The following is an 18,309-nucleotide window of genomic DNA, read 5'->3' as shown; positions in this document are numbered from 1 at the left end:
TGATCGGCGCGCGCCGCCGCGCCGGCCCACAAACGAAACGGGCCACCCGAAGGTGGCCCGCTACCCAGGAGTGCTGGCGGGTGGTTAGCGGAACAGCGCCAGGATCGACTGGGCGTTGCCGTTGGCGATCGAAAGCGCCTGGATGCCGAGCTGCTGCTGCGTCTGCAACGCCTGAAGCTTGGTGGATTCGGCGCTCATGTCCGCATCGACGAGCTGGCCGACCGAGCGGTCGACGGCATCCATCAGATTGGTGACGAACTCGGTCTGGATGTCGATGCGCTTGCCCGCGGCGCCCAGATCGGCGGCGGCGGTGGTCATCGACTGCAGCGCCGAATCCACCTCCGAGATCATGTCCTCGATATCGACATCGGTGACCGTCGCGCCGGAAATGTCGAGCGTTGCCACGGTCGTGGTGATCGCCGAACCGCCATCGAGGGCAGCCGAGGTGGTGAAGTCGGTGTCGAGCAGTGCGTCGCCATTGGCATCGAACAGCGAAACGCTGGAGATGTCGATGCTGATCGTGCTGATCGAGACCGAGCCGTCGGCGGCGCGGTTGAACGAGGACACGATGGTCTGGTTGGCATCGTAAGTGGCCGCGGTCGAATCCACGCTCAGCCAGTTCGACCCGTCAATGCCGGCGGCCGAGGCGATACCGGTGAGCTGCTCCTGAAGCTGCGAGATCTCCGACTGGATCTTGGAGCGATCGACGCCGGGCTCGCGCGCGGCGACCAGCTTGGTCTTGATCTCGTCGACCACCTCGATGGCGCTGTTCATGCCGGTATAGGCGACATCGATCTTCGATGCGCCAAGCCCAAGCGCGTCCTGCACGGTCGAAAGCGCCTTGTTGTCCGAGCGCATCGTGGTCGCGATCGACCAGTAGGCGGCGTTGTCGGACGCTTCTGCGACACGCATGCCGGTCGAGATCCGGTTCTGCGTGATTTCCATTTGGTTGTTGGTGTTCTGCAGCGACCGCAGCGCGGTCATGGCAGAGACGTTCGTCAGGATACTGGACATTTCTGTCCCCCTTCTCAGACCCCAGAATTACGCGATACATGCCGGTCGGCCCGGTTTGGCGGTCTGGCATCATGCCGGCTCGGGAGCACCCACCAAGTCGCTCCTGCTTACGGCCGGTCCCGCCGCATGGCGGGCCCGCCCGGTGTGTCGGGCCGCATCATGGGCGGCCCGATCGTTATTGTCTTACCGGAAGAGCGCCAGGATCGACTGGGCGTTGCCGTTGGCGATCGAAAGCGCCTGGATGCCGAGCTGCTGCTGCGTCTGCAACGCCTGGAGCTTGGTGGATTCGGCACTCATGTCCGCATCGACCAGTTGGCCGACCGAGCGGTCGACGGCGTCCATGAGATTGCCGACGAATTCAGTCTGGATGTCGATGCGCTTCTTGGCGGCGCCGAGGTCGGCGGCGGCCGTCGTCATCGATTGCAGCGCCGTGTCGACGCCGCTGATCATCGCCTCGATGTCGCTGTCCGAGGTGGTGTTGTCGATCGACAGGCCTGCCACGGTCGTCGAGCCCGCGCCGAGCGTGATCGTCTGCTCGATCAGGCCCGCGCCCGATCCGGCGTCGGTGAGCGCGATATTGGCCTTGTTCACGCTGATCGTGCTGATCGACACCGAACCGTCGGCGGCGCGGTTGAACGAGGAGACGATGGTTTCGGTCGCGCTGTAGCCGGTGGCATCGGAATCGATCGCCAGCCAGTTCGACCCGTCGATGCCCGCCGCGGTGGCCATGCCGGAGAGCTGGCTCTGCAATTGCGTGATTTCCGACTGGATCTTGGTCTTGTCGACGCCGGGCTCGCGCGCGGCGACCAGCTTGGTCTTGATCTCGTCGACCACCTCGATGGCGCTGTTCATGCCGGTATAGGCGACATCGACCTTCGAGGCTCCCAGACCCAGCGCGTCCTGCACGGTCGAAAGCGCCTTGTTGTCCGAGCGCATCGTGGTCGCGATCGACCAATAGGCGGCGTTGTCGGACGCTTCTGCCACACGCATGCCGGTCGAGATCCGGTTCTGCGTGATTTCCATTTGGGCGTTGGTGTTCTGCAGCGACCGCAGCGCGGTCATCGCTGACACATTGGTCAGGATGCTGGACATTTCTGCCCCTTTCCACAATTGTATTGCCAGAGAGACATGCCGGTCATCCGGTCGCAGTGAATTGGCCTCATGCCCTGCCGTCCCCCGGCATTCACTGCTGTTGCAACCCACCTAGCGTCAAAGCTTTAAGATTTCCTGAAATCCGGATTGCGCCCGGCCGTGGCGCAACCCCCGCGCGCGATATCGTTACCGATGTGCTGCGCCGGTCACACGAACGAGCGCACCAGGCTCCCCACCAGCAGGTTCCAGCCGTCGATCATCACGAAGAACAGGATCTTGAACGGCAGCGAGATCACCGATGGCGGCAGCATCATCATGCCCATCGCCATGATGATGGTCGCAACGATCAGGTCGATGACCAGGAACGGCAGCACCACAAGGAAGCCGATCTCGAAACCGCGCCGGATCTCGGAAATCATGAAGGCCGGGATCAGCACGCGCAGATCGACCGTGCCGTTGGTGACCACGTCCTGGCCGCGCTCACGGGCAAGGTCGGTGAACAGGTTCAGGTCCTCGTCGCGCGTGTTCTCGAGCATGAAGGTGCGGAACGGATCGACGATGTTGGCCAGTGCCTCGTCCTCCTCGATCTCGTTGTTCAGAAGCGGCTGCAGCCCGCTCTGCCATGCCCGGTCGAAGACCGGCGCCATGACGTAGAAGGTCATGAACAGCGCCAGCGATATCAGGATGATGTTGGCCGGCGTCGATTGCAGGCCCAGCCCGGTGCGCAGGATCGAAAAGACGATGACGAACCGCGTGAAGCTCGTCACCATGATCAGCAGCCCCGGCGCGATCGCCAGCACCGTGATCAGCCCGAACAGCTGGATGATGTTGCCGCTGGTCAGCCCGGCGATCTCGTCGGGCAGGGTCAACCCGTCGAGTGTCTGCGCGGCCGCCATCTGGGGAAGGGCGACGAGCGCGGCGAGCACGAGCGCGGCGCGGATCCCGTTCATTCGAACAACAGCGCCCTGACGAAGACGCGCTTGACCCGTCCGCCGCTGCGCAGCGCCGCCCGGTCCTCGAGATCGGCGACAAGGTGCTGGAAACCGCTGGGCTGGCTCACCGATTGCAGGCGCACCGTGCGCAGATAGGCGACGATGTCGGCCTGCAGCTCCTGGGCGAGCATCTCGTCGGCGGCGCCCTCGAGCGCGACCGTGAACTCGCCGCGCACCCAGGTCTGCGCGGGCGCGGCGAGATTGGTCATCACCGGCTCCAGCGCCATCAGCGTCAGATCGCCCAGATCCGGCCCCTCCGCACCGTATGTGACCGCCGGCGCGCTCTGGCTGACCGCTTCGCTCACGGCCGGCTTCTGTGCCGGCGCGACCGCGCGCTCGGCGACCAGCGGCGCGAACAGCACCTTTCCGGCGCCGAAACCAGCCCCGCCGGCAATCAGCGCGGCCAGGGCGATCAGCGCGATCGTCATCAGCGGCGAGGACCGGGCCTGCTCGTCATCGTCGTCATCGGTGTCGATCCGGGATGTCGCGGCACTCATCGCATCACGCTCAGAAGGGGGACAGTCGGTCGATCAGCTGGTGGCCATAGGGCGGCTGCTGCATCTCGGCGATATGGCCCTTGCCGCCATAGGAGATGCGCGCCTCGGCGATGCGGTCATAGTCGACGGTGTTGGACGGGTCGATGTCGGACGGGCGCACGATGCCGGCCACCGTCAGCACGCGCACCTCGGCATTGACGCGGATCTCCTGCGTGCCCTTGATGACCAGATGACCGTTCTCCAGCACATCGACGACGAAGGCTGCGATGCGCAGGCTGATCGTCTCCGAGCGCGAGGTCGCGCCGGCGCCGTCGAAATCGGTCTGCCCGCCAAGGCTCGCATTGCCCGTGGCCTCGCCGCCGACGCCGCTGACGTCGTAGTCGCCGCCCAGCCGCCAGGACCGGCCGGTCGTGCGCGAGCGCTCGGAATCGCTGCGCACCCGCGCCCGATCCTGGATCTCGATGCGCACCGTCAGCGTATCGCCGCGCGTCAGCGCCTTGCGAGCGGTGAACAGGCTCGCCGACCGGTCGTCCCAGGTCGAATACTTGTTGAGCGCCGGGCCGGGATATTTCGGCTCGATGAGCGGGCCGGGCATGGCGCCCGGCACGCCCGAGCCGACCGTCGAGAGCTCCGGCGGCTTGCCCAGATCGCGCGTCACACCGCACCCCGAGAGCGCCGCGGCGGCCACGAGCGCCACCGCCAGTCTCGCGCCCCTGCCCTGCATTGCCATGTCAGCCGCCCAGATTGGTGTCGCCGACCGCGGCCATGATCTGCGTGATCAGTGCCGCCTGCCGGGCGTTCATTTCGTTGAGGATCGCCGCCGAGCTGCGTGGCTTGAGCTTGGCCAGCAGGGCCGCCGACAGTTCGGCGGGCATCTCCTCCATGCGCGCGGCCGCCGCGTCGGGCCGCATGTTCGAATAGACCTCCACCAGCCCTTCATTGGCCGCATCGGCGAATTCCTCGCGCTTGCGCGCCCAGCGCTCGAAATCGGCGCGCTTTTCCTCCAGCAGCGCGATCTTGTCCTCGATCTCGGCGCGCAGCGCCTCGAGCTGCTCGCGCTGGATCGCATAGCGCCGCTCGCGCGCATCGTCGGCAATGTTCGCGCAGAACGTCTCGATGTCCGACTGCGCCCGCGACTGCGAAAGCGCCGCCGTGGGCAGACCCGCGCACAGCGCGGCGAGACCGGCGGCCAGCGCCCGCCTGCCCGGATCGGCCGGCCGGCCGGCGGATGTGCGGTCGGCTTTCATTGCACCACCAGTTCGGCATTGAGCGCACCGGCGCTCTTGATCGCCTGAAGGATCGCGATGATGTCGCGCGGCTGCACGCCGAGCCGGTTGAGCCCCTCGATCAGGCTTTGCAGGTCGACGCCCTCGATCGTGCCGATCTGCGTGCCGGCCTGGTCGACATCGATGAAGGTCGACGGCTCGACCGCCGTCTCGCCATCGGTGAAGGGACGCGGCTGGACGATGCGCGGCATTTCCGTCACCCGCACGGTCAGCGTGCCATGGCTGACGGCGACCTTGGAGACGCGCACATCGGCGCCGATCACCACCGTGCCGGACTTCTCGTCGAGCACGATCCGCGCCGGCTGGTCAGTCGTCACCGTCAGGTTCTCGATGGCCGCGATGAACCGCGCCGGCGACACGCCTTCGGGCTTGTGCAGCCGGACCGTGCGCGCGTCCAGTTCGGTGGCCGTCGCCCGGCCAAAGCGCGTCCGCGCGAACGCGTTGATCGCATCGGTCACCGCCACGGCGGTCGAAAAGTCGGGATTGCGCAATTGCAGAAGGAACGCGCCCTCGCGGTCGAAATCGACGCCGATCTCGCGCTCGACGATCGCCCCGCCGGCGATGCGGCCCGTGGTCGGCGCCCCTTGCGTGACGGTCTCGGCCGCCCCTTCGGCCGAAAAGCCGGAAATCGAGACCGGCCCCTGCGCCACCGCGTAGATCTGCCCGTCCGCGCCCAGAAGCGGCGTCATGACGAGCTGGCCGCCGCCGAGCGAGGAGGCATCGCCCAGCGACGAGACCGTCACGTCGATGCGCGCGCCCGAAGTGGCGAAGGCCGGCAGATCGGCCGTGACCATGACGGCGGCGATGTTGCGCAGCCTTGCCCGCCCCTGGGCGGTCGCAACGCCCAGCGTGTCGAGCATGGACCGCATGGACTGTTCGGTGAACGGCGCATTGCGCAGGCTGTCGCCGGTCCCCTGCAGGCCGACGACCAGGCCGTAGCCGATGAGCTGGTTGTCGCGCGCGCCCTGCAGCACGGCGATGTCCTTGATGCGCGAGGCGGCCAGCGCCTCGGCGCCGGCCATGACGCACAGCAAAAGGGCAAGGAACAGCCGCGCCATGGTCAGCACGCCTCGACCGTCGCCGCCGCGCGCACCACCGCGCAGATCGACCGGCCATTGTCGGCATTGCGCACGCGGATCGAATCGCCCACCGCGCCGTCCTCGAGCGCGACCGCCTTCATCTCGATGGTCAGCGGACCCTCGACGAGCCGCACCGAGACGGCCGTGCCCGCCTCCACCGCGTGCGGTTCGCGCACCATGTCGGGCGCGATGGCGCGGCCCGGCAGCAAGGTCTTGACCGCCACCATGCCGGCCAGATCGGCGCGCGCGCGCAGCACCGGATAGCCATCGGGTATTTCGACGGTGTGCTGGCGGATATCGGTCGCCGCCTGCTCGACCTTCTGGCCCGGATAGACCACCTTCGTGACGACGGCATAGTCATAGGGACCGGCCGCCAGCGCCGGCAGGGCGCCGGCCACAAGGAGTATCAGGGCCGCGATGGTGCGCATCACCTGCCCCCGCGCCTATCTCAGGCCGTTGGAGATCGTCCCGGCCATCTGATCGGCCGCCTGGATGACCTTGGAGTTCATCTCGTAGCCGCGCTGCGCGGCGATCAGCTCGGTGATCTCCTTGACCGGATCGACATTGGACGCTTCCAGATAGCCCTGGCGCAAGGTCGCATAGCCCGGATCGCCGGGCACGCCGACCACAGGCGCGCCGGACGCCTCGGTCTCGGCGTACAGATTGCCGCCCAGCGGCTTGAGGCCGGCGCTGTTGGCGAAGGTGGCGAGCGTGAGCTGGCCGAGTTGCTGCAGTTCGGCCTGCCCGGCGACCCGCGCGAACACCTGGCCGCTGTCATTGATGATCACGTCCACCGCATCGGCCGGCACGGCGATCGCCGGCTGGACGGGATAGCCGTCGATCGTCACCAGCTGGCCCTGCGCATTGGTGTTGAAGGCGCCCGCGCGCGTGTAGTGCGTGCCGCCATCGGCGCTTTCGATCTGGAAGTAGCCCTCGCCGGTCAGCGCCAGATCGAAACTGTTGCCGGTCGCGTTCAGCGCCCCTTGCGTGTGGATCTCGCGCACCGCGGCCGTGCGCACGCCAAGCCCGATATGGCTGCCCTCGGGCACCAGGTTGTCATTGGCCCGCACCGGCACGCCGGCGGCGCGCTCGACCTGGTAGAGAAGGTCGGTGAATTCGGCCCGCGCGCGCTTGAAGCCGGTGGTGTTCACATTGGCGATGTTGTTGGCGATCACCTCCAGATTGGCCTGCTGGGCATTCATGCCGGTCGCGGCGATGGAAAGGGCCTTCATCGGTTCAAACTCCTCAGATCGCCATGCGGGTCATGTCGAGATAGGCGGTGACGATCTTGTCGCGGATGGCCACCGCCGCCTGCAGGTTGCGCTCGGCCTCCATCACCGCGTCGGCCACCGCCCGCGCATCCATCTGGCCGGTCATGGACCGGATCGCCGTCGCCTCGGCCGTCTTCACCGTGCTCGCGGTCGCCGCCATCTGCTCGCGCAGCACCTGGGTAAAGGAGATGTCGCCGACATTGCCGACGCCGGCACCGCCGGCACCCTGTCCGGCGACGCCGGTCCGGTCGACCCGCGACAGGGCGTCGAGCGCGACCGCGTTGAGCCCCTCGATCATCAGCGCGTCCTCATCAGGTCGATGGTCATGGAGATCAGTTCACGGGCCTGCTTGAGCACCTGCAGATTGGCCTGATAGCTGCGATTGGCCTCGCGCATATCGGCGATCTCGACCAGCGCGTTGACATTGGGCAACTTGACATAGCCCTGATCGTCGGCGGCCGGATGGGAGGGATTGAACTCCTGCATGAACGGCGCCCGGTCGAGCGCGATCCGGTCGATCTCGACCATGGCGCCGGGAGCGCTGCGGTCCATGATCGTCCTGAAGGAGACGAGCTTGCGCCCATAGGGCACCTCGCCCGGCGTATCGCCGGTCGAGTTGGCGTTGGCGATATTCTCCGAAACAACGCGCAAACGCACCGATTCGGCCTGCAAGCCCGAACCGGCGACCTTCAGTGCTGCCGAAAGCGGATCCATGGCGTCAGCCCTTCGTGACCATCAGCGTCATGCGGTGGAAGGCGGCGACCACCGCCGTGTTCATCTGCATGCCGGCGCGCACCGCGCCGGACTTGGCCAGCTCCTGCTCCATCCCCACGGGCTTGCCGGTCGATTCGACCGCCGGCATCGGCGCGCCCGGCGCCTCGGCGCCCGCGCGCACGCCCACATGGTCGGGATGGGTCGCCTGAAGCCGCACCCGGGCGAGTTGCATCTGCGCCTCGAAGCTTGCCTCGAAAGGCACCACATCCATGGTCTGGTAGCCCGGCGCATTGGCATTGGCGATGTTGCCGGCGATCGCCGCCTGACGCGCCGACAGCCACTGGGCCTGGCGGGTCGCAAGGTCGAAAAGCTGCACTGGCGTCATGGTCGGAACCTTTCCTGTCCCGATCCTATGGCGGCTGACTTGCGCGTGGCTTGCCGGGTTTCACTCGAGCGCTTCGAGCCGGGCGACATCGCCGCCGGCGAGTTCGATGCGCACGGTCGCGCCCTGACCGGAAACCGCCACGACACGCCGGCCGTCCGGCAGGCGCGCGCCGCGTCGCACCAGATAGATGCCCTGGCGGTCGGCGATCAGCGCCGAGCCCGGTCGCGCGTCGACGAGCGTATAGACCGCCGCATCCTCGCCGACGCGGCGCGGGCTGTCCTCCTGCGGCACCGTGCCGGTGGTGACCGGGTCGACCCCGGGGGGCACGCCCGCCGTGGTGACCGGGTCGGTCGCGCCGGCCGCCGCCTCGCCCGGGTCGGCCTCGTCGGGTGCGACGACGCGCGCGGTCTGTTCGGCATCGAACAGCGGCGTGCGCGGCTGCTGTCCGCCGATCTCGTCGGCCGGCACCTTGCCGCCACGCGAGAATTCGAGCTCGGGGGGCGAATAGCCGTCGGCGTTGAAATGGGCGTCGAGCGGCAGATAGATCGAAAAGCCGGCGATCATCGTCACCGCAAAGCCGATGGCGACGTCGACCGGCGCGATGCGCGTCGCCCGGCGCCGCCGCTTGCGCGCGCGCTTTCGCTCCACCCGTGCAAGGATCCGCTTCACGTCGCGCTCAGCCGGCACGGTTTTCATGGCGCAGCAGTTCGGCCAGTTCGGCGAACGGGTCGGCCGAGCGCGGATGCTGCGGGGTCTGGTGCAGCGCGCGATAGATCTGCGGCACCGTTTCGACGGCCTTGTCCAGTTCCGGGTCGACGCCCCTCTGCCAGCCGCCCAGAAGCCGCAGGTCGCGCGTCTCCTCGAACCGCGCGATCAGCGCGCGCAGGCTGGTGATCAGTTCGGCCTGCTGCGGCGTCCACACGCGGCTTGCCAGCCGCGAGATGGACGACAGCGCGTTGACCGGCGGATAGCGGCCGGCATCGGCGATCGCCCTTTCGAGCACCAGATGCCCGTCGAGAATGCCGCGCATGGTGTCGGCGACGGGATCGTTGTGGTCGTCGCCATCGACCAGCACGGTCACGATGGCGGTGATCGACCCGCCCTGAGCCCCGCCCGGCCCGGCGCGCTCGAGCAGCATCGGCATCTCGGCGAACACGGTCGCCGGATAGCCGCGCTGCACCGGCGGCTGGCCGGCCGCGATGCCGGTCTCGCGCAGCGCATGGGCGAACCGCGTGACCGAATCGAGCAGGAACAGGACCCGCCTGCCCCTGTCGCGCAGCGCTTCGGCGAACCCCATGGCGAGCGGCGCCGCACGCCGGCGCATGATCGCGCTCTCATCGCCCGTGGCGGCCACGACAAGCGATTTCGCCATGGTGTCGGCGCCAAGGGTGTCCTCGACGAACTCGCGCACCTCGCGCGAACGCTCGCCGACCAGCGCGACGACCACCGCGTCGAAAGCGCCGGCGCGCGCCAGCATGGCCAACAGCGTCGACTTGCCCACGCCCGAGCCGGCGAAGACGCCGAAGCGCTGGCCGATGCACAGCGGCGTGAACAGGTCGATGACCCGCACGCCGGTGCGAAAGGCCTCGCTGACCCGGCCGCGATCGAGCGCCCCATGGCGCTGCCCGGCCCTGGCGCGCGCTCGTGTCGAAGCGAGCGGGCCGCGCCCGTCGACCGGCCGGCCGAGCGCGTCGACCACCCGGCCCAGCCAGCTCTCGTCCGCTTGCGGCCGGATCGCGCCGAGATGGAACGCCGCCTCGCCGACCACCAGACCCGAAAGCCCGGTCATCCGCGCCACGATGCACTCGCCGCCCTCGATATGCAGCACCTCGCCGAGCGCCTGCTCGCGCAGGGCGCCAAAGCGCACCACATCGCCGATGCGCGCATGCGCGGGCAGGCCGCGCACGATCGCCGCATCGGGCCGCAGCGCGACAACGCGCCCGCCCTCGGCAACCAGGTCGGACGCGGCCGGCAGCGCCAGCAGCCGTCCGGCCAGCGCGTCCAGGTCCTGGCGCGGCTCAGCGGGCATGGAGCGCATCGATCAGCTTCTTGCGCGATTCCGCGGTCGCGTTCACCATCGCGTTCGAATAGTCGAACGAGCGCTGCACGGTGATCAGCTTGGTGATCTCCAGAACCGGGTCGACATTGGACTGCTCGACAAAGCCCTGCACGATGGTGACATCGGCCTCGTCGACCACCGGCTCGGGCAGCGCCCCGACCAGAATGCCCGAATCGGCGTGGCGCACGAAATCGGCCTTCGGCTCGAACGCATAAAGGCCGAAGGCACCGATCTGCTGGCCATCCTGACGCAGGAAGCCGTCCGCGCCCATGCGCAGCGGCCCGCCCTCCGGGTCGACGACGAGCGGCGCGCCGCCCGGATCGAGCACGGCATGCCCCGAAAGCGAGACGACATCGCCATTGGGCAGGATGGAAAAGCGGCCGTCGCGCGTCACCGCCACGCCCTCGGGCGTCTGCAGCGCGAACCAGGCATCGCCCCGAATGGCGAAATCGAGCGGCCCGCCGGTGCGCTCGAGACCGCCCGGCTCGGTGTCCATGTATTCCTCGCCCTGCGAGGCGAAGGCCACGCTCTCGGGGCCGGACTGCGTCTGAACGCGCTGGATCACCTCTTCGAAGCGCACTTCGGATGCGCGGAAGCCGACCGTGCGCGCATTGGCGATGTTGGAGGCGATTGTCGTCAGCCGCCGCTCGGCGGCGATGACCGAGGAGAGCGCGACCGCTGAACTGTCCATGGTCAGCGCCCCAATTGCTGCATCTGCAGCAGCAGGTCCGGCGACAGGGCGCGCGAGGCGCTCGGCATGAGCAGGCTCGCCACGGTCGACTGGCCCGCCTGCGGCCCGCCGCCCTTGAGTTGCCAGAGATTGGCGAAGCGCTGCAGCATCTCGTCGATCTTCTCAGGATCCTTCAGATCGTCCAGCGACAGCTTTTCGGAGATGATCTCGACCTGCCGGTCGATGTCGAGCATGGCCATGGAATCGGGCAGGCCCAGCGAAGTGCGCACCACCTCCGCCAGCGCCTTGTCGGCCAGGATGGCGTAGTAGTTGTCGATCTGCGGTGCCTTGCGCTGGAAATACAGCGCCAGCCGCACCCCCGGATCGGAGGCGCCGGCCTCGGCTTCGAGCGATTGCACCAGATAGCGCTCGACCACGCCCTCGCGCGCCTTGGTGAAGGTGGTCGCCGTCTCGCCGTAGCGGGCGAAATCGAAGGTCGCCGCGAAGTCGCGATAGCGCGGATCGGTCAGCGTGTTGGCGAATGCATCGTCGGCGTCGCGCCCCTCCTTCATGACCTTGAGCATGAAGGCCTTGGCATAGGCCATGTCCTCCAGCCCGTGCGCGCGCATGGCGAAATCGAACAGCCGGGTATCGGCCACCAGATCCTCGGGCGACTTGATGGCCTCGATCGTCTCCCGGTAATAGTCGACCTCGCGCTGGATGTCGGCGCGCTCGGACAGACGCCCGATCGAGGCGTCCATGTCGCGCGCGATCTGGTTGAAGCTGATCAGCGTGGTGTTCATTCCGGCCCTGCCCGCACTAGGGTCTGTTGAGCATGATAGCGCTTACCATGGCTTGCTTGCGCGAGGCTGAGCGCGGCGCCCGACGGGCCGCCTGCAGCCGCGCCCTGCGCCACCCCGGACAGGTTCAAGCAAGGTTTGCCCGTTAACTATCGATCAACGCGGCAAGGGGGTTTGCGTGGGCATCATCGTCGGATTGATCGTCACTTTCGGCTGCGTGATCGGCGGCTACATGGCCATGGGCGGCTATATCAAGGTGCTCATCCAGCCATGGGAATTCGTCATCATCGGCGGCGCCGCGGTCGGAATCTTCCTGATGGCCAATTCGATGGCGGTCGTCAAAGACAGCGGCAGGGCGATCATGGAGGCGCTGACCAACAAGGTACCCACCACCGACGATTACATGGAACTGCTGGGTCTGCTGCATCGGCTGATGCGCGACCTGAAGTCCAAGCCCCGCAACGAGGTCGAAGGCCATATCGACAACCCCGAGGAATCGGACATCTTCGCCGACTATCCGGCAATCCTGGAGCGCGAGGACCTGACCAATTTCATCTGCGACTATGTGCGCCTGATCATCGTCGGCAATGCCCGCCCGCACGAGGTCGAAGCCTTGATGGAAGAGGAGATCGGCGTCGTCCGCTACGACAAGCTCAAGCCCTACAACGCCTTGCAGAACTCCGCCGACGGCCTGCCCGCGATCGGCATCGTCGCGGCGATCCTGGGCGTGATCAAGGCGATGGGCGCGATCGACCAGAGCCCGGAGATCCTGGGCGGCCTGATCGCCGCCGCGCTCGTCGGCAGCTTCCTGGGCATCTTCCTGGCCTATGGGATCGTCGGCCCGGTCGCCAACAAGGTCAAGTCGGTTCGCGAGAAGTCCATGCGCCTTTACTTCGTCGCCAAGCAGACGCTGATCGCCTACATGAACGGCTCCATGCCGCAGGTGGCGCTCGAATTCGGCCGCAAGACCATCTCGGCCTATGACCGGCCGACCCTGGAGGAAGTCGAGGAAGAGGCCTCGGGCGCCGGCGAAGCCAGGGCCGCCTGATGACGATCGCCGGCAAATACGATCTTCCGCCCGAAGAGCGCGACGTTCTCGACCGCATCCTGCGGCGGCGCGTCAGCGAGGATGCCGTGCGCCGCGTCATTGCGCGCTTCGGCAACGATCTGGCCGCCCATCTGAACGCCAGCGCCCGCAAGGCGGCGCCCGAATTGTCGGTGAGCTTTATCGAGGACGGCGAGCAGGCGGGCGCCCGGCGCCCGCAACTGATGGGTGCGGCCAACGCCGCCTTCTGCCTGGGCTTTGCCGAGGCGTCCGAGGATGCGCTGCTGACGCTCGACCGCGCCGGCGTCGACCTGCTGATGGCCGCGCTGCTGGGTGCGGACCCGGACACGCCGGTCGCCGCCACGGCGGCCGAGATCAGCCAGCTCGAGATCGGCGTCCTGCAAACCCTGGCACAGCTCATCGTCGAAACGCGCCGCGCCCGCAGCCCGCTGGTCCGGCTCGACCGGGTCGACGTCGTGCGCGGCGATGACGGCGCGCTTGGCGGGCCGGAGCCGGGTGCGGTCGCCAGCCTGACCTTCGAGCTTCGCTTCGGCGCGAACGCCGCCTGGTGCTGGCTGGACCTGGCGCACCACTACCTTATCGGTCTTTCCGAGAAAGGCGCCGACACGCCGATCACCCCGGACACCGACGACGTACTCAAGGTCCCCGATTTCGATATCACCGTGGAAAGCGTGATGCCGCTCGCACCGATGACGCTCGACGATCTGGCCCGGCTCCAGCCCGGCGACGTGCTCGAATGCGATCCGGCCGGCGACGGCCAGGCGACGCTGCGCGCGCGGGGGCGCAACATCTTCACCACCCAACTGGGCAAGCTTGGCCAGGTCCATGCCGTGCGCATTGCCGGCCCGATCGCGCCGATGACCGCGGCCCTGGAAGCCCATGCCCATCAACAGCGAACGCAAGGGGACAAGCGCGATGGCAACGCCCGCTGACACACAGGGCCAACCGGCCCACCACGAAACCCGCGGCGCCGCCCAGGGGACGGCCGAAGCCAGGCCCGACCGGACGCTCGATCCCGATGACGCGCTGGAAAAGGCGATCGGACAATTGCGCTCGGTCGCCGGGCGCGACCAGGAGGAACTGACCGTGCAGCCCGCCGCGCCCGGGGCGGGCGGCATGTCGCGGACATTGCGCGAGATCCCGCTCGAGGTGCAGGCGGTCATCGGCCGCACCGAGATGTCGGTCGCCCAGCTCAACGGCCTGCGCAAGGGCGCCACCGTGCCGCTCAACAGCCGCGTCGGCGAGCCCGTCGACATCATGGTCAACGGCGTCAAGGTCGCCACCGGCCAGATGCAACTCTCCGAGGACGACCCGGATCGCTTCGCCTTCAAGGTGATCAGCGTTTGCCAGTGAGTGCGGGATCTCGAACGCCATGCAGCAGCGCTTTACCCTGACGCCTCCGCAAAAGGCCGCCGCCGTGCTGATCGCCATGGGCAAGCCGCGCGCCAAGCAATTGCTCAAATACTTCAAGAGCGACGAGCTGCGGCGCATGATCGATGCCGGTCACACGCTCAAGGCCCTGTCGCAGACCGATGTGGATGCCCTGGTCGGCGAATTCGAGCAGGCCTTCGTCGAGGGTTCCGGGCTGATCGATACGCGCGATGCGATCGACGCGATCATGGGCGACGCACTCGACGACGAGCCCGAGCCGACCGCGCCGGCCCCTGCCGGCAATGGCGACAGGCCCAGCACGCCCTGGGAGCTGATCGCGGGCGTCGATGCCGAGACCCTGGCCGGGCGTCTGGCGAGCGAGCCGCCGCAACTGGTCGCAGCGCTCCTGTCGCAACTGCCTTCGGGTCTAGTCGCCGGCGTCATCGAGGCCTTGCCCGAGCAGGCGCAGACGCAGGTCGTCACCATCATGATGACCGCGCGCGAGGTGCCCGGCGAGCGGCTGTTGCATGTCGGCCGCGCGCTCGTCCGTGACCTCAAGCTCGACCAGGGCGGCAACGGCGCCGGTCACGACGCCGCGCCCATGCGCGTCGCCGAGATCTTCAACGCCATGGACAAGCAAAAGAGCGACGAACTGATGCGCCGGGTGCGCGAGCGCATCGAGCCCAAGAAGCTGGCCCAGCTCGAGCAGCGCCTGTTCCGCTTCGACGATCTGGTGCTGCTCGATCCGGGGGCGCGCACGCTCATCGTCGACGGCCTTCCGAGCGAACTGCTCGTGACCGCGCTGCGCAATGCCGGTCCCGATCTGCGCGAGGCGGCACTTTCCTCCATCAGCCAGCGCGCCCGCAAGATGATCGAATCCGAACTGTCCGCCGGCGGCCAGGACACCCCCGCCCAGATCGCCGAGGCCCAGAAGACGATCGCCCAGCTTGCCATGAAGCTGGCCTCCGAAGGCCGTTTCGACCTGCCCAAGCGCAGCTGACCGCCGCCGGGATAGCGCGCAATGTCCGAGCACGAAGACAAGGAGTCCAAGACCGAGGAGCCCACCGAAAAGAAGATCCAGGACGCGGTCGAAAAGGGGCAGACGGCCTTTTCCAAGGAGTTGCCGGTCCTGTTCACGCTGACGGCGATCACCGCGATCATCGGCTTTGGCGCGAACGGGCTGACGGCGCGGCTCAAGACCTATCTGCAAAACCTCATGGACACCTCCTCGCAGTTGCCGCTGAACACCACGGCGGACGTGTTGCAGGTGATGAACCTTTACTGGCAGATCGGCGTGGTCGTGCTCGGCCCGGTTCTGCTGGGTCTCGCCTTTGCCGGCCTGGCCGGTTCGCTCGTGCAGAACCCGCCGCGGCTGGTGGCCAAGCGCATCAAGCCCGAACTGTCCCGCATCTCGCTCAAGAAGGGCTTCGAGCGCATCTTCGGCCCCAAGGGCTGGGCCGAATTCTTCAAGGTGCTTGCCAAGATCGTCTTCACCGCCGGCTGCATCGCCTTTTTCGCCGCCGGCATCATGCCCGTGCTTTCCGAGGGGCCGATGACGGCCTCGGCGGTCTTTCTCACCCAGATCGGCCGCATCCTGTTCGGCCTCTTGTTCACCATGGTGCTCGCCATGACGCTGATCGCGGTCGCCGACCTTGTGTGGACGAACCGGCAGTGGCTGAAGGACCTGCGCATGTCGCACAAGGAGATCAAGGACGAGCACAAGCAGGCCGAAGGCGACCCGATGGTCAAGGCGCGCATGCAGTCCATCGCGCGCGAGCGCGCCCGCAAGCGCATGATGAACCAGGTTCCCAAGGCCACGCTGGTCCTGACCAATCCGACGCACTATGCCATCGCCCTGCGCTACAGCCCGCCCGGGGATCAGGCGCCCGTGGTGCTTGCCAAGGGTCAGGACCTGATCGCCCTGCGCATTCGCGAGATCGCCGCCGAGCACAACATCGCGGTCCATGAAAACCCCGCCTTAACCCGCGCCATGTACAAGGCGGTCACCGTCGACCAGATCATTCCGCGCGAGTTCTTCGAGGCCGTGGCCGAGATCATCGTCTATCTGAACAAGCAGCCGGCCAGGAACTGACACCGATGCTCGCCGATGTGCATTATCGCGATCTCGAACCGATCATCGCCGAGCAGCTCCGGCCGCTGGTCAGCGAATTGCGCCTGACCGACCTTGTCACCTTCGTCGACCATGTCGTCAACGAGCGCGCGGCCAGCGTCGCCGAGATCGTCACCGGCGCGGCCGAACTGCATTTCGCCCCCGGCTTCATCCGCTATGACAGCGATGCCGACATCGCGCTGGATTGGACCGGCCGGGCCCATGTCGCGCTGGGCATCATCGTGCTGGCCGCCCACTTCACCGTGCGCCTGCGCGTGATCCTTCACGCCGATCATGCCTGGCTCGAACTGCAGGACATCGCCCATGCCGGCCGGGCGGGCGAGACCGCACCGCCCGATGCGCGCCTGCTCGAACAGGCCTTCATGCAGAACCGGCTGGGCTCGCGCGTCGTCGCCAGGTCCGACATGGCCGCCCATCACCGACCGGCCGACATCGCCGCATGGCTGGCCGATTCCGCACCGTGCCGGCGAACGGGACCGTCGCGGCCGGACCTTACGACCTGACGGCCACGCCCCGCACGGTGCCGGACGTCTCGTAGACGATGCCGATCACCTCCTCGCGCCCGTTCTCGCCGACCTGGTACTTGCCGATGGCCCGGACCATCTTGCTGCCGCCCGAAGGCGTCGTCAGCCGCAACACATACTGGAAGCCCGTCTTTCGCGCGACCGCCTCTTCCAGGCAGTTCAGGAGCAGTTCCCGGTCCTGCGGGTGATAGGCATCGACGGCGGCCATCACGTCGACCGGGCCGGGCTTGTAGGGCAGGTTGTGGATTTCGAAGACATCTCGGGTCCAGTAGGCAAGGCCCGTCTCGATATCGAGCCGCCACAGCCCGCACGGATTGAACTGCGACATCACGTCGAGCAGGTTCACCGCGTCAAGGCCCACATCTTCCAGCGGCTGGGCCGGCCGCGGCTCCTCGTAGACCTCGAAATGTATCGGGCGGTCCATGCCCTTCCCCCCAATCAGTCCAGAAGACCCGCCCGCATGGCCTTGTAGACCGCATGCGCCCGGTTGGTCGCTCCGAGCTTCTGGCACGCCGCGGTCAGATAGTGGTTGACGGTGTGTTCGGACAGCTTGAGGATGATGGCGATCTCGGCGCTGGTCTTGCCCGAGGCGGTCCACATCAGGCACTCGTTCTCGCGCGTCGACAGCTTTTGCGGGCTGCCAGCCTTGCCGCACTTCTTCAGTTCCCACAACCGGTCATAGACGAGCATGGAGAAATAGCTCAGCTCGGCCAGTTCGGCTTCCATCGGCGGTGCCCTGTCACCCGAATAGCCGATCACGCCGCGCTTGCCGCCAGGTTCCTGGACGCTGAACTGCACGCCGTTGCACATGCCGTGGGCGCAGAACAGACGCTCGATCTGCGGATCGTTGTCCTTGATGTAGTGGCGCGCCTCGCGCTTGTGCGACCACACATAGGGCTTGGTGCTGGTCTTGAGCGCCTTGAACATCGGGCTCGATTTGAGCAGCCCCATCTCGTCATATGCCTTGACCAGCGATTCCGGCCAGTTCGTCAGAACCGAGATCTGGGCCAGCTTGTCGTCCTTGGACGAGGGCAGCCGAACGATCGCGAAATACGGAAATCCGCGCTCGACCGCCACCTGCTTTGTCAGCCGCAGCAGATCATAGCTCGTCGTGCACAAGGACACGCGCTCCCGAAAGCTGCGCTGCTCGGGACCGACCTCCGCCGTGATGCGCCCTGTCATCGTCATCACCGAATCGTCCTTGTCGTCGTTGTGTACTGGGTTCCATCGGGCCGGACGCCTGTCAACGTTGCGTAAGCGCCGACTGCCCGACGCGCGGGAGGCCAGGAACGGCCATATCCGATTGTTGGCATGAGCATGCATATGCTGCGTCGGTCGTTGCAGTGCAAGGGCCGGGA

General features: G+C 67.2%; 24 protein-coding genes. 6 read left to right on the top strand and 18 right to left on the bottom strand.

The window, feature by feature from the left end:
• Positions 1–84: 84 nt before the first annotated feature.
• The 16 genes from RBB34_RS05915 to RBB34_RS05840 all read right to left on the bottom strand — a co-directional run bounded on the left by RBB34_RS05915 (position 85) and on the right by RBB34_RS05840 (position 11,862).
• Complete coding sequence (locus RBB34_RS05915) at positions 85–1,014, bottom strand: flagellin (RefSeq protein ID WP_306118274.1); 930 nt, start codon at positions 1,012–1,014, stop codon at positions 85–87.
• A gap of 183 nt (positions 1,015–1,197) precedes the next feature.
• Positions 1,198–2,106 carry a flagellin gene (locus tag RBB34_RS05910; RefSeq protein ID WP_306118273.1) on the bottom strand — a complete coding sequence of 303 codons (909 nt, stop codon included), beginning with the start codon at positions 2,104–2,106 and terminating at the stop codon, positions 1,198–1,200.
• A gap of 206 nt (positions 2,107–2,312) precedes the next feature.
• Positions 2,313–3,056, bottom strand: a complete 744-nt coding sequence (gene fliP, locus RBB34_RS05905; protein WP_306118272.1) for a flagellar type III secretion system pore protein FliP — start codon at positions 3,054–3,056, stop codon at positions 2,313–2,315.
• On the bottom strand, positions 3,053–3,595 hold the full coding sequence (locus tag RBB34_RS05900; protein WP_306118271.1) for a flagellar basal body-associated FliL family protein: 543 nt from the start codon (positions 3,593–3,595) through the stop codon (positions 3,053–3,055). Before RBB34_RS05900 ends, fliP begins: the two co-directional genes overlap by 4 nt.
• A gap of 10 nt (positions 3,596–3,605) precedes the next feature.
• Entirely contained in the window at positions 3,606–4,319 is a 714-nt protein-coding gene (locus tag RBB34_RS05895) for a flagellar basal body L-ring protein FlgH (protein WP_306118390.1), read from the bottom strand.
• A gap of 7 nt (positions 4,320–4,326) precedes the next feature.
• Positions 4,327–4,842 (bottom strand): MotE family protein, encoded by a 516-nt coding sequence (locus tag RBB34_RS05890; RefSeq protein WP_306118270.1) that lies wholly within the window; start codon positions 4,840–4,842, stop codon positions 4,327–4,329.
• The gene (locus tag RBB34_RS05885; RefSeq protein WP_306118389.1) at positions 4,839–5,903 is read right to left on the bottom strand and encodes a flagellar basal body P-ring protein FlgI; all 1,065 of its coding nucleotides are present in this window, start codon (positions 5,901–5,903) and stop codon (positions 4,839–4,841) included. The genes RBB34_RS05890 and RBB34_RS05885 overlap by 4 nt, the downstream gene beginning before the upstream one ends.
• Positions 5,904–5,941: 38 nt before the next feature.
• On the bottom strand, positions 5,942–6,388 hold the full coding sequence (gene flgA, locus RBB34_RS05880; RefSeq protein WP_306118269.1) for a flagellar basal body P-ring formation chaperone FlgA: 447 nt from the start codon (positions 6,386–6,388) through the stop codon (positions 5,942–5,944).
• Positions 6,389–6,403: 15 nt separating this feature from the next.
• Positions 6,404–7,192 (bottom strand): flagellar basal-body rod protein FlgG, encoded by a 789-nt coding sequence (gene flgG, locus RBB34_RS05875; RefSeq protein WP_306118268.1) that lies wholly within the window; start codon positions 7,190–7,192, stop codon positions 6,404–6,406.
• Positions 7,193–7,205: 13 nt separating this feature from the next.
• A complete protein-coding gene (locus tag RBB34_RS05870) occupies positions 7,206–7,529 on the bottom strand; it encodes a flagellar hook-basal body complex protein FliE (protein ID WP_306118267.1) in 324 nt (107 codons plus the stop codon).
• Positions 7,529–7,945, bottom strand: coding sequence for a flagellar basal body rod protein FlgC (gene flgC / locus RBB34_RS05865; RefSeq protein WP_306118266.1), 417 nt, complete (start codon positions 7,943–7,945; stop codon positions 7,529–7,531). The genes RBB34_RS05870 and flgC overlap by 1 nt, the downstream gene beginning before the upstream one ends.
• 4 nt (positions 7,946–7,949) lie before the next feature.
• The gene (locus tag RBB34_RS05860; protein WP_306118265.1) at positions 7,950–8,330 is read right to left on the bottom strand and encodes a flagellar basal body protein; all 381 of its coding nucleotides are present in this window, start codon (positions 8,328–8,330) and stop codon (positions 7,950–7,952) included.
• A 60-nt stretch (positions 8,331–8,390) separates the two neighbouring features.
• Complete coding sequence (locus RBB34_RS05855) at positions 8,391–8,999, bottom strand: hypothetical protein (RefSeq protein WP_306118264.1); 609 nt, start codon at positions 8,997–8,999, stop codon at positions 8,391–8,393.
• A gap of 7 nt (positions 9,000–9,006) precedes the next feature.
• Complete coding sequence (locus tag RBB34_RS05850; protein ID WP_306118263.1) at positions 9,007–10,359, bottom strand: FliI/YscN family ATPase; 1,353 nt, start codon at positions 10,357–10,359, stop codon at positions 9,007–9,009.
• Positions 10,349–11,080 carry a flagellar basal-body rod protein FlgF gene (gene flgF / locus RBB34_RS05845; RefSeq protein ID WP_306118262.1) on the bottom strand — a complete coding sequence of 244 codons (732 nt, stop codon included), beginning with the start codon at positions 11,078–11,080 and terminating at the stop codon, positions 10,349–10,351. Before flgF ends, RBB34_RS05850 begins: the two co-directional genes overlap by 11 nt.
• A 2-nt stretch (positions 11,081–11,082) precedes the next feature.
• The gene (locus RBB34_RS05840; protein WP_306118261.1) at positions 11,083–11,862 is read right to left on the bottom strand and encodes a DUF1217 domain-containing protein; all 780 of its coding nucleotides are present in this window, start codon (positions 11,860–11,862) and stop codon (positions 11,083–11,085) included.
• Positions 11,863–12,037: 175 nt separating this feature from the next.
• Here RBB34_RS05840 and motA point away from each other — a divergent pair, with 175 nt between their 5' ends.
• The 6 genes from motA to RBB34_RS05810 are packed head-to-tail and all read left to right on the top strand — an operon-like array spanning position 12,038 to position 16,930.
• Complete coding sequence (motA, locus tag RBB34_RS05835) at positions 12,038–12,907, top strand: flagellar motor stator protein MotA (protein ID WP_306118260.1); 870 nt, start codon at positions 12,038–12,040, stop codon at positions 12,905–12,907.
• On the top strand, positions 12,907–13,857 hold the full coding sequence (locus RBB34_RS05830; RefSeq protein WP_306118259.1) for a FliM/FliN family flagellar motor switch protein: 951 nt from the start codon (positions 12,907–12,909) through the stop codon (positions 13,855–13,857). The genes motA and RBB34_RS05830 overlap by 1 nt, the downstream gene beginning before the upstream one ends.
• Positions 13,841–14,278, top strand: a complete 438-nt coding sequence (locus tag RBB34_RS05825) for a FliM/FliN family flagellar motor switch protein (protein ID WP_306118258.1) — start codon at positions 13,841–13,843, stop codon at positions 14,276–14,278. The genes RBB34_RS05830 and RBB34_RS05825 overlap by 17 nt, the downstream gene beginning before the upstream one ends.
• A 19-nt stretch (positions 14,279–14,297) precedes the next feature.
• Positions 14,298–15,296 carry a FliG C-terminal domain-containing protein gene (locus RBB34_RS05820; protein WP_306118257.1) on the top strand — a complete coding sequence of 333 codons (999 nt, stop codon included), beginning with the start codon at positions 14,298–14,300 and terminating at the stop codon, positions 15,294–15,296.
• A gap of 21 nt (positions 15,297–15,317) precedes the next feature.
• The gene (locus RBB34_RS05815; RefSeq protein ID WP_306118256.1) at positions 15,318–16,388 is read left to right on the top strand and encodes a flagellar type III secretion system protein FlhB; all 1,071 of its coding nucleotides are present in this window, start codon (positions 15,318–15,320) and stop codon (positions 16,386–16,388) included.
• Positions 16,389–16,393: 5 nt separating this feature from the next.
• The gene (locus RBB34_RS05810; protein WP_306118255.1) at positions 16,394–16,930 is read left to right on the top strand and encodes a hypothetical protein; all 537 of its coding nucleotides are present in this window, start codon (positions 16,394–16,396) and stop codon (positions 16,928–16,930) included.
• On the opposite strand, the gene RBB34_RS05805 is transcribed toward RBB34_RS05810, so the two are convergent.
• Both RBB34_RS05805 and RBB34_RS05800 read right to left on the bottom strand, forming a co-directional pair.
• Positions 16,920–17,375, bottom strand: a complete 456-nt coding sequence (locus RBB34_RS05805) for a PAS domain-containing protein (protein WP_306118254.1) — start codon at positions 17,373–17,375, stop codon at positions 16,920–16,922. The two genes, RBB34_RS05810 and RBB34_RS05805, sit on opposite strands and share 11 nt — an antisense overlap.
• 14 nt (positions 17,376–17,389) lie before the next feature.
• Positions 17,390–18,139: a LuxR family transcriptional regulator gene (locus RBB34_RS05800; protein ID WP_306118388.1), complete on the bottom strand. Its 750-nt coding sequence runs from the start codon at positions 18,137–18,139 to the stop codon at positions 17,390–17,392.
• Between the last annotated feature and the right edge of the window lie 170 nt (positions 18,140–18,309).

Origin of the sequence: Roseitalea sp. MMSF_3546 (assembly GCF_030732865.1) — a bacterium.
Lineage (GTDB): Bacteria > Pseudomonadota > Alphaproteobacteria > Rhizobiales > Rhizobiaceae > Roseitalea.
This window is presented reverse-complemented; position numbering and strand designations above follow the sequence as displayed.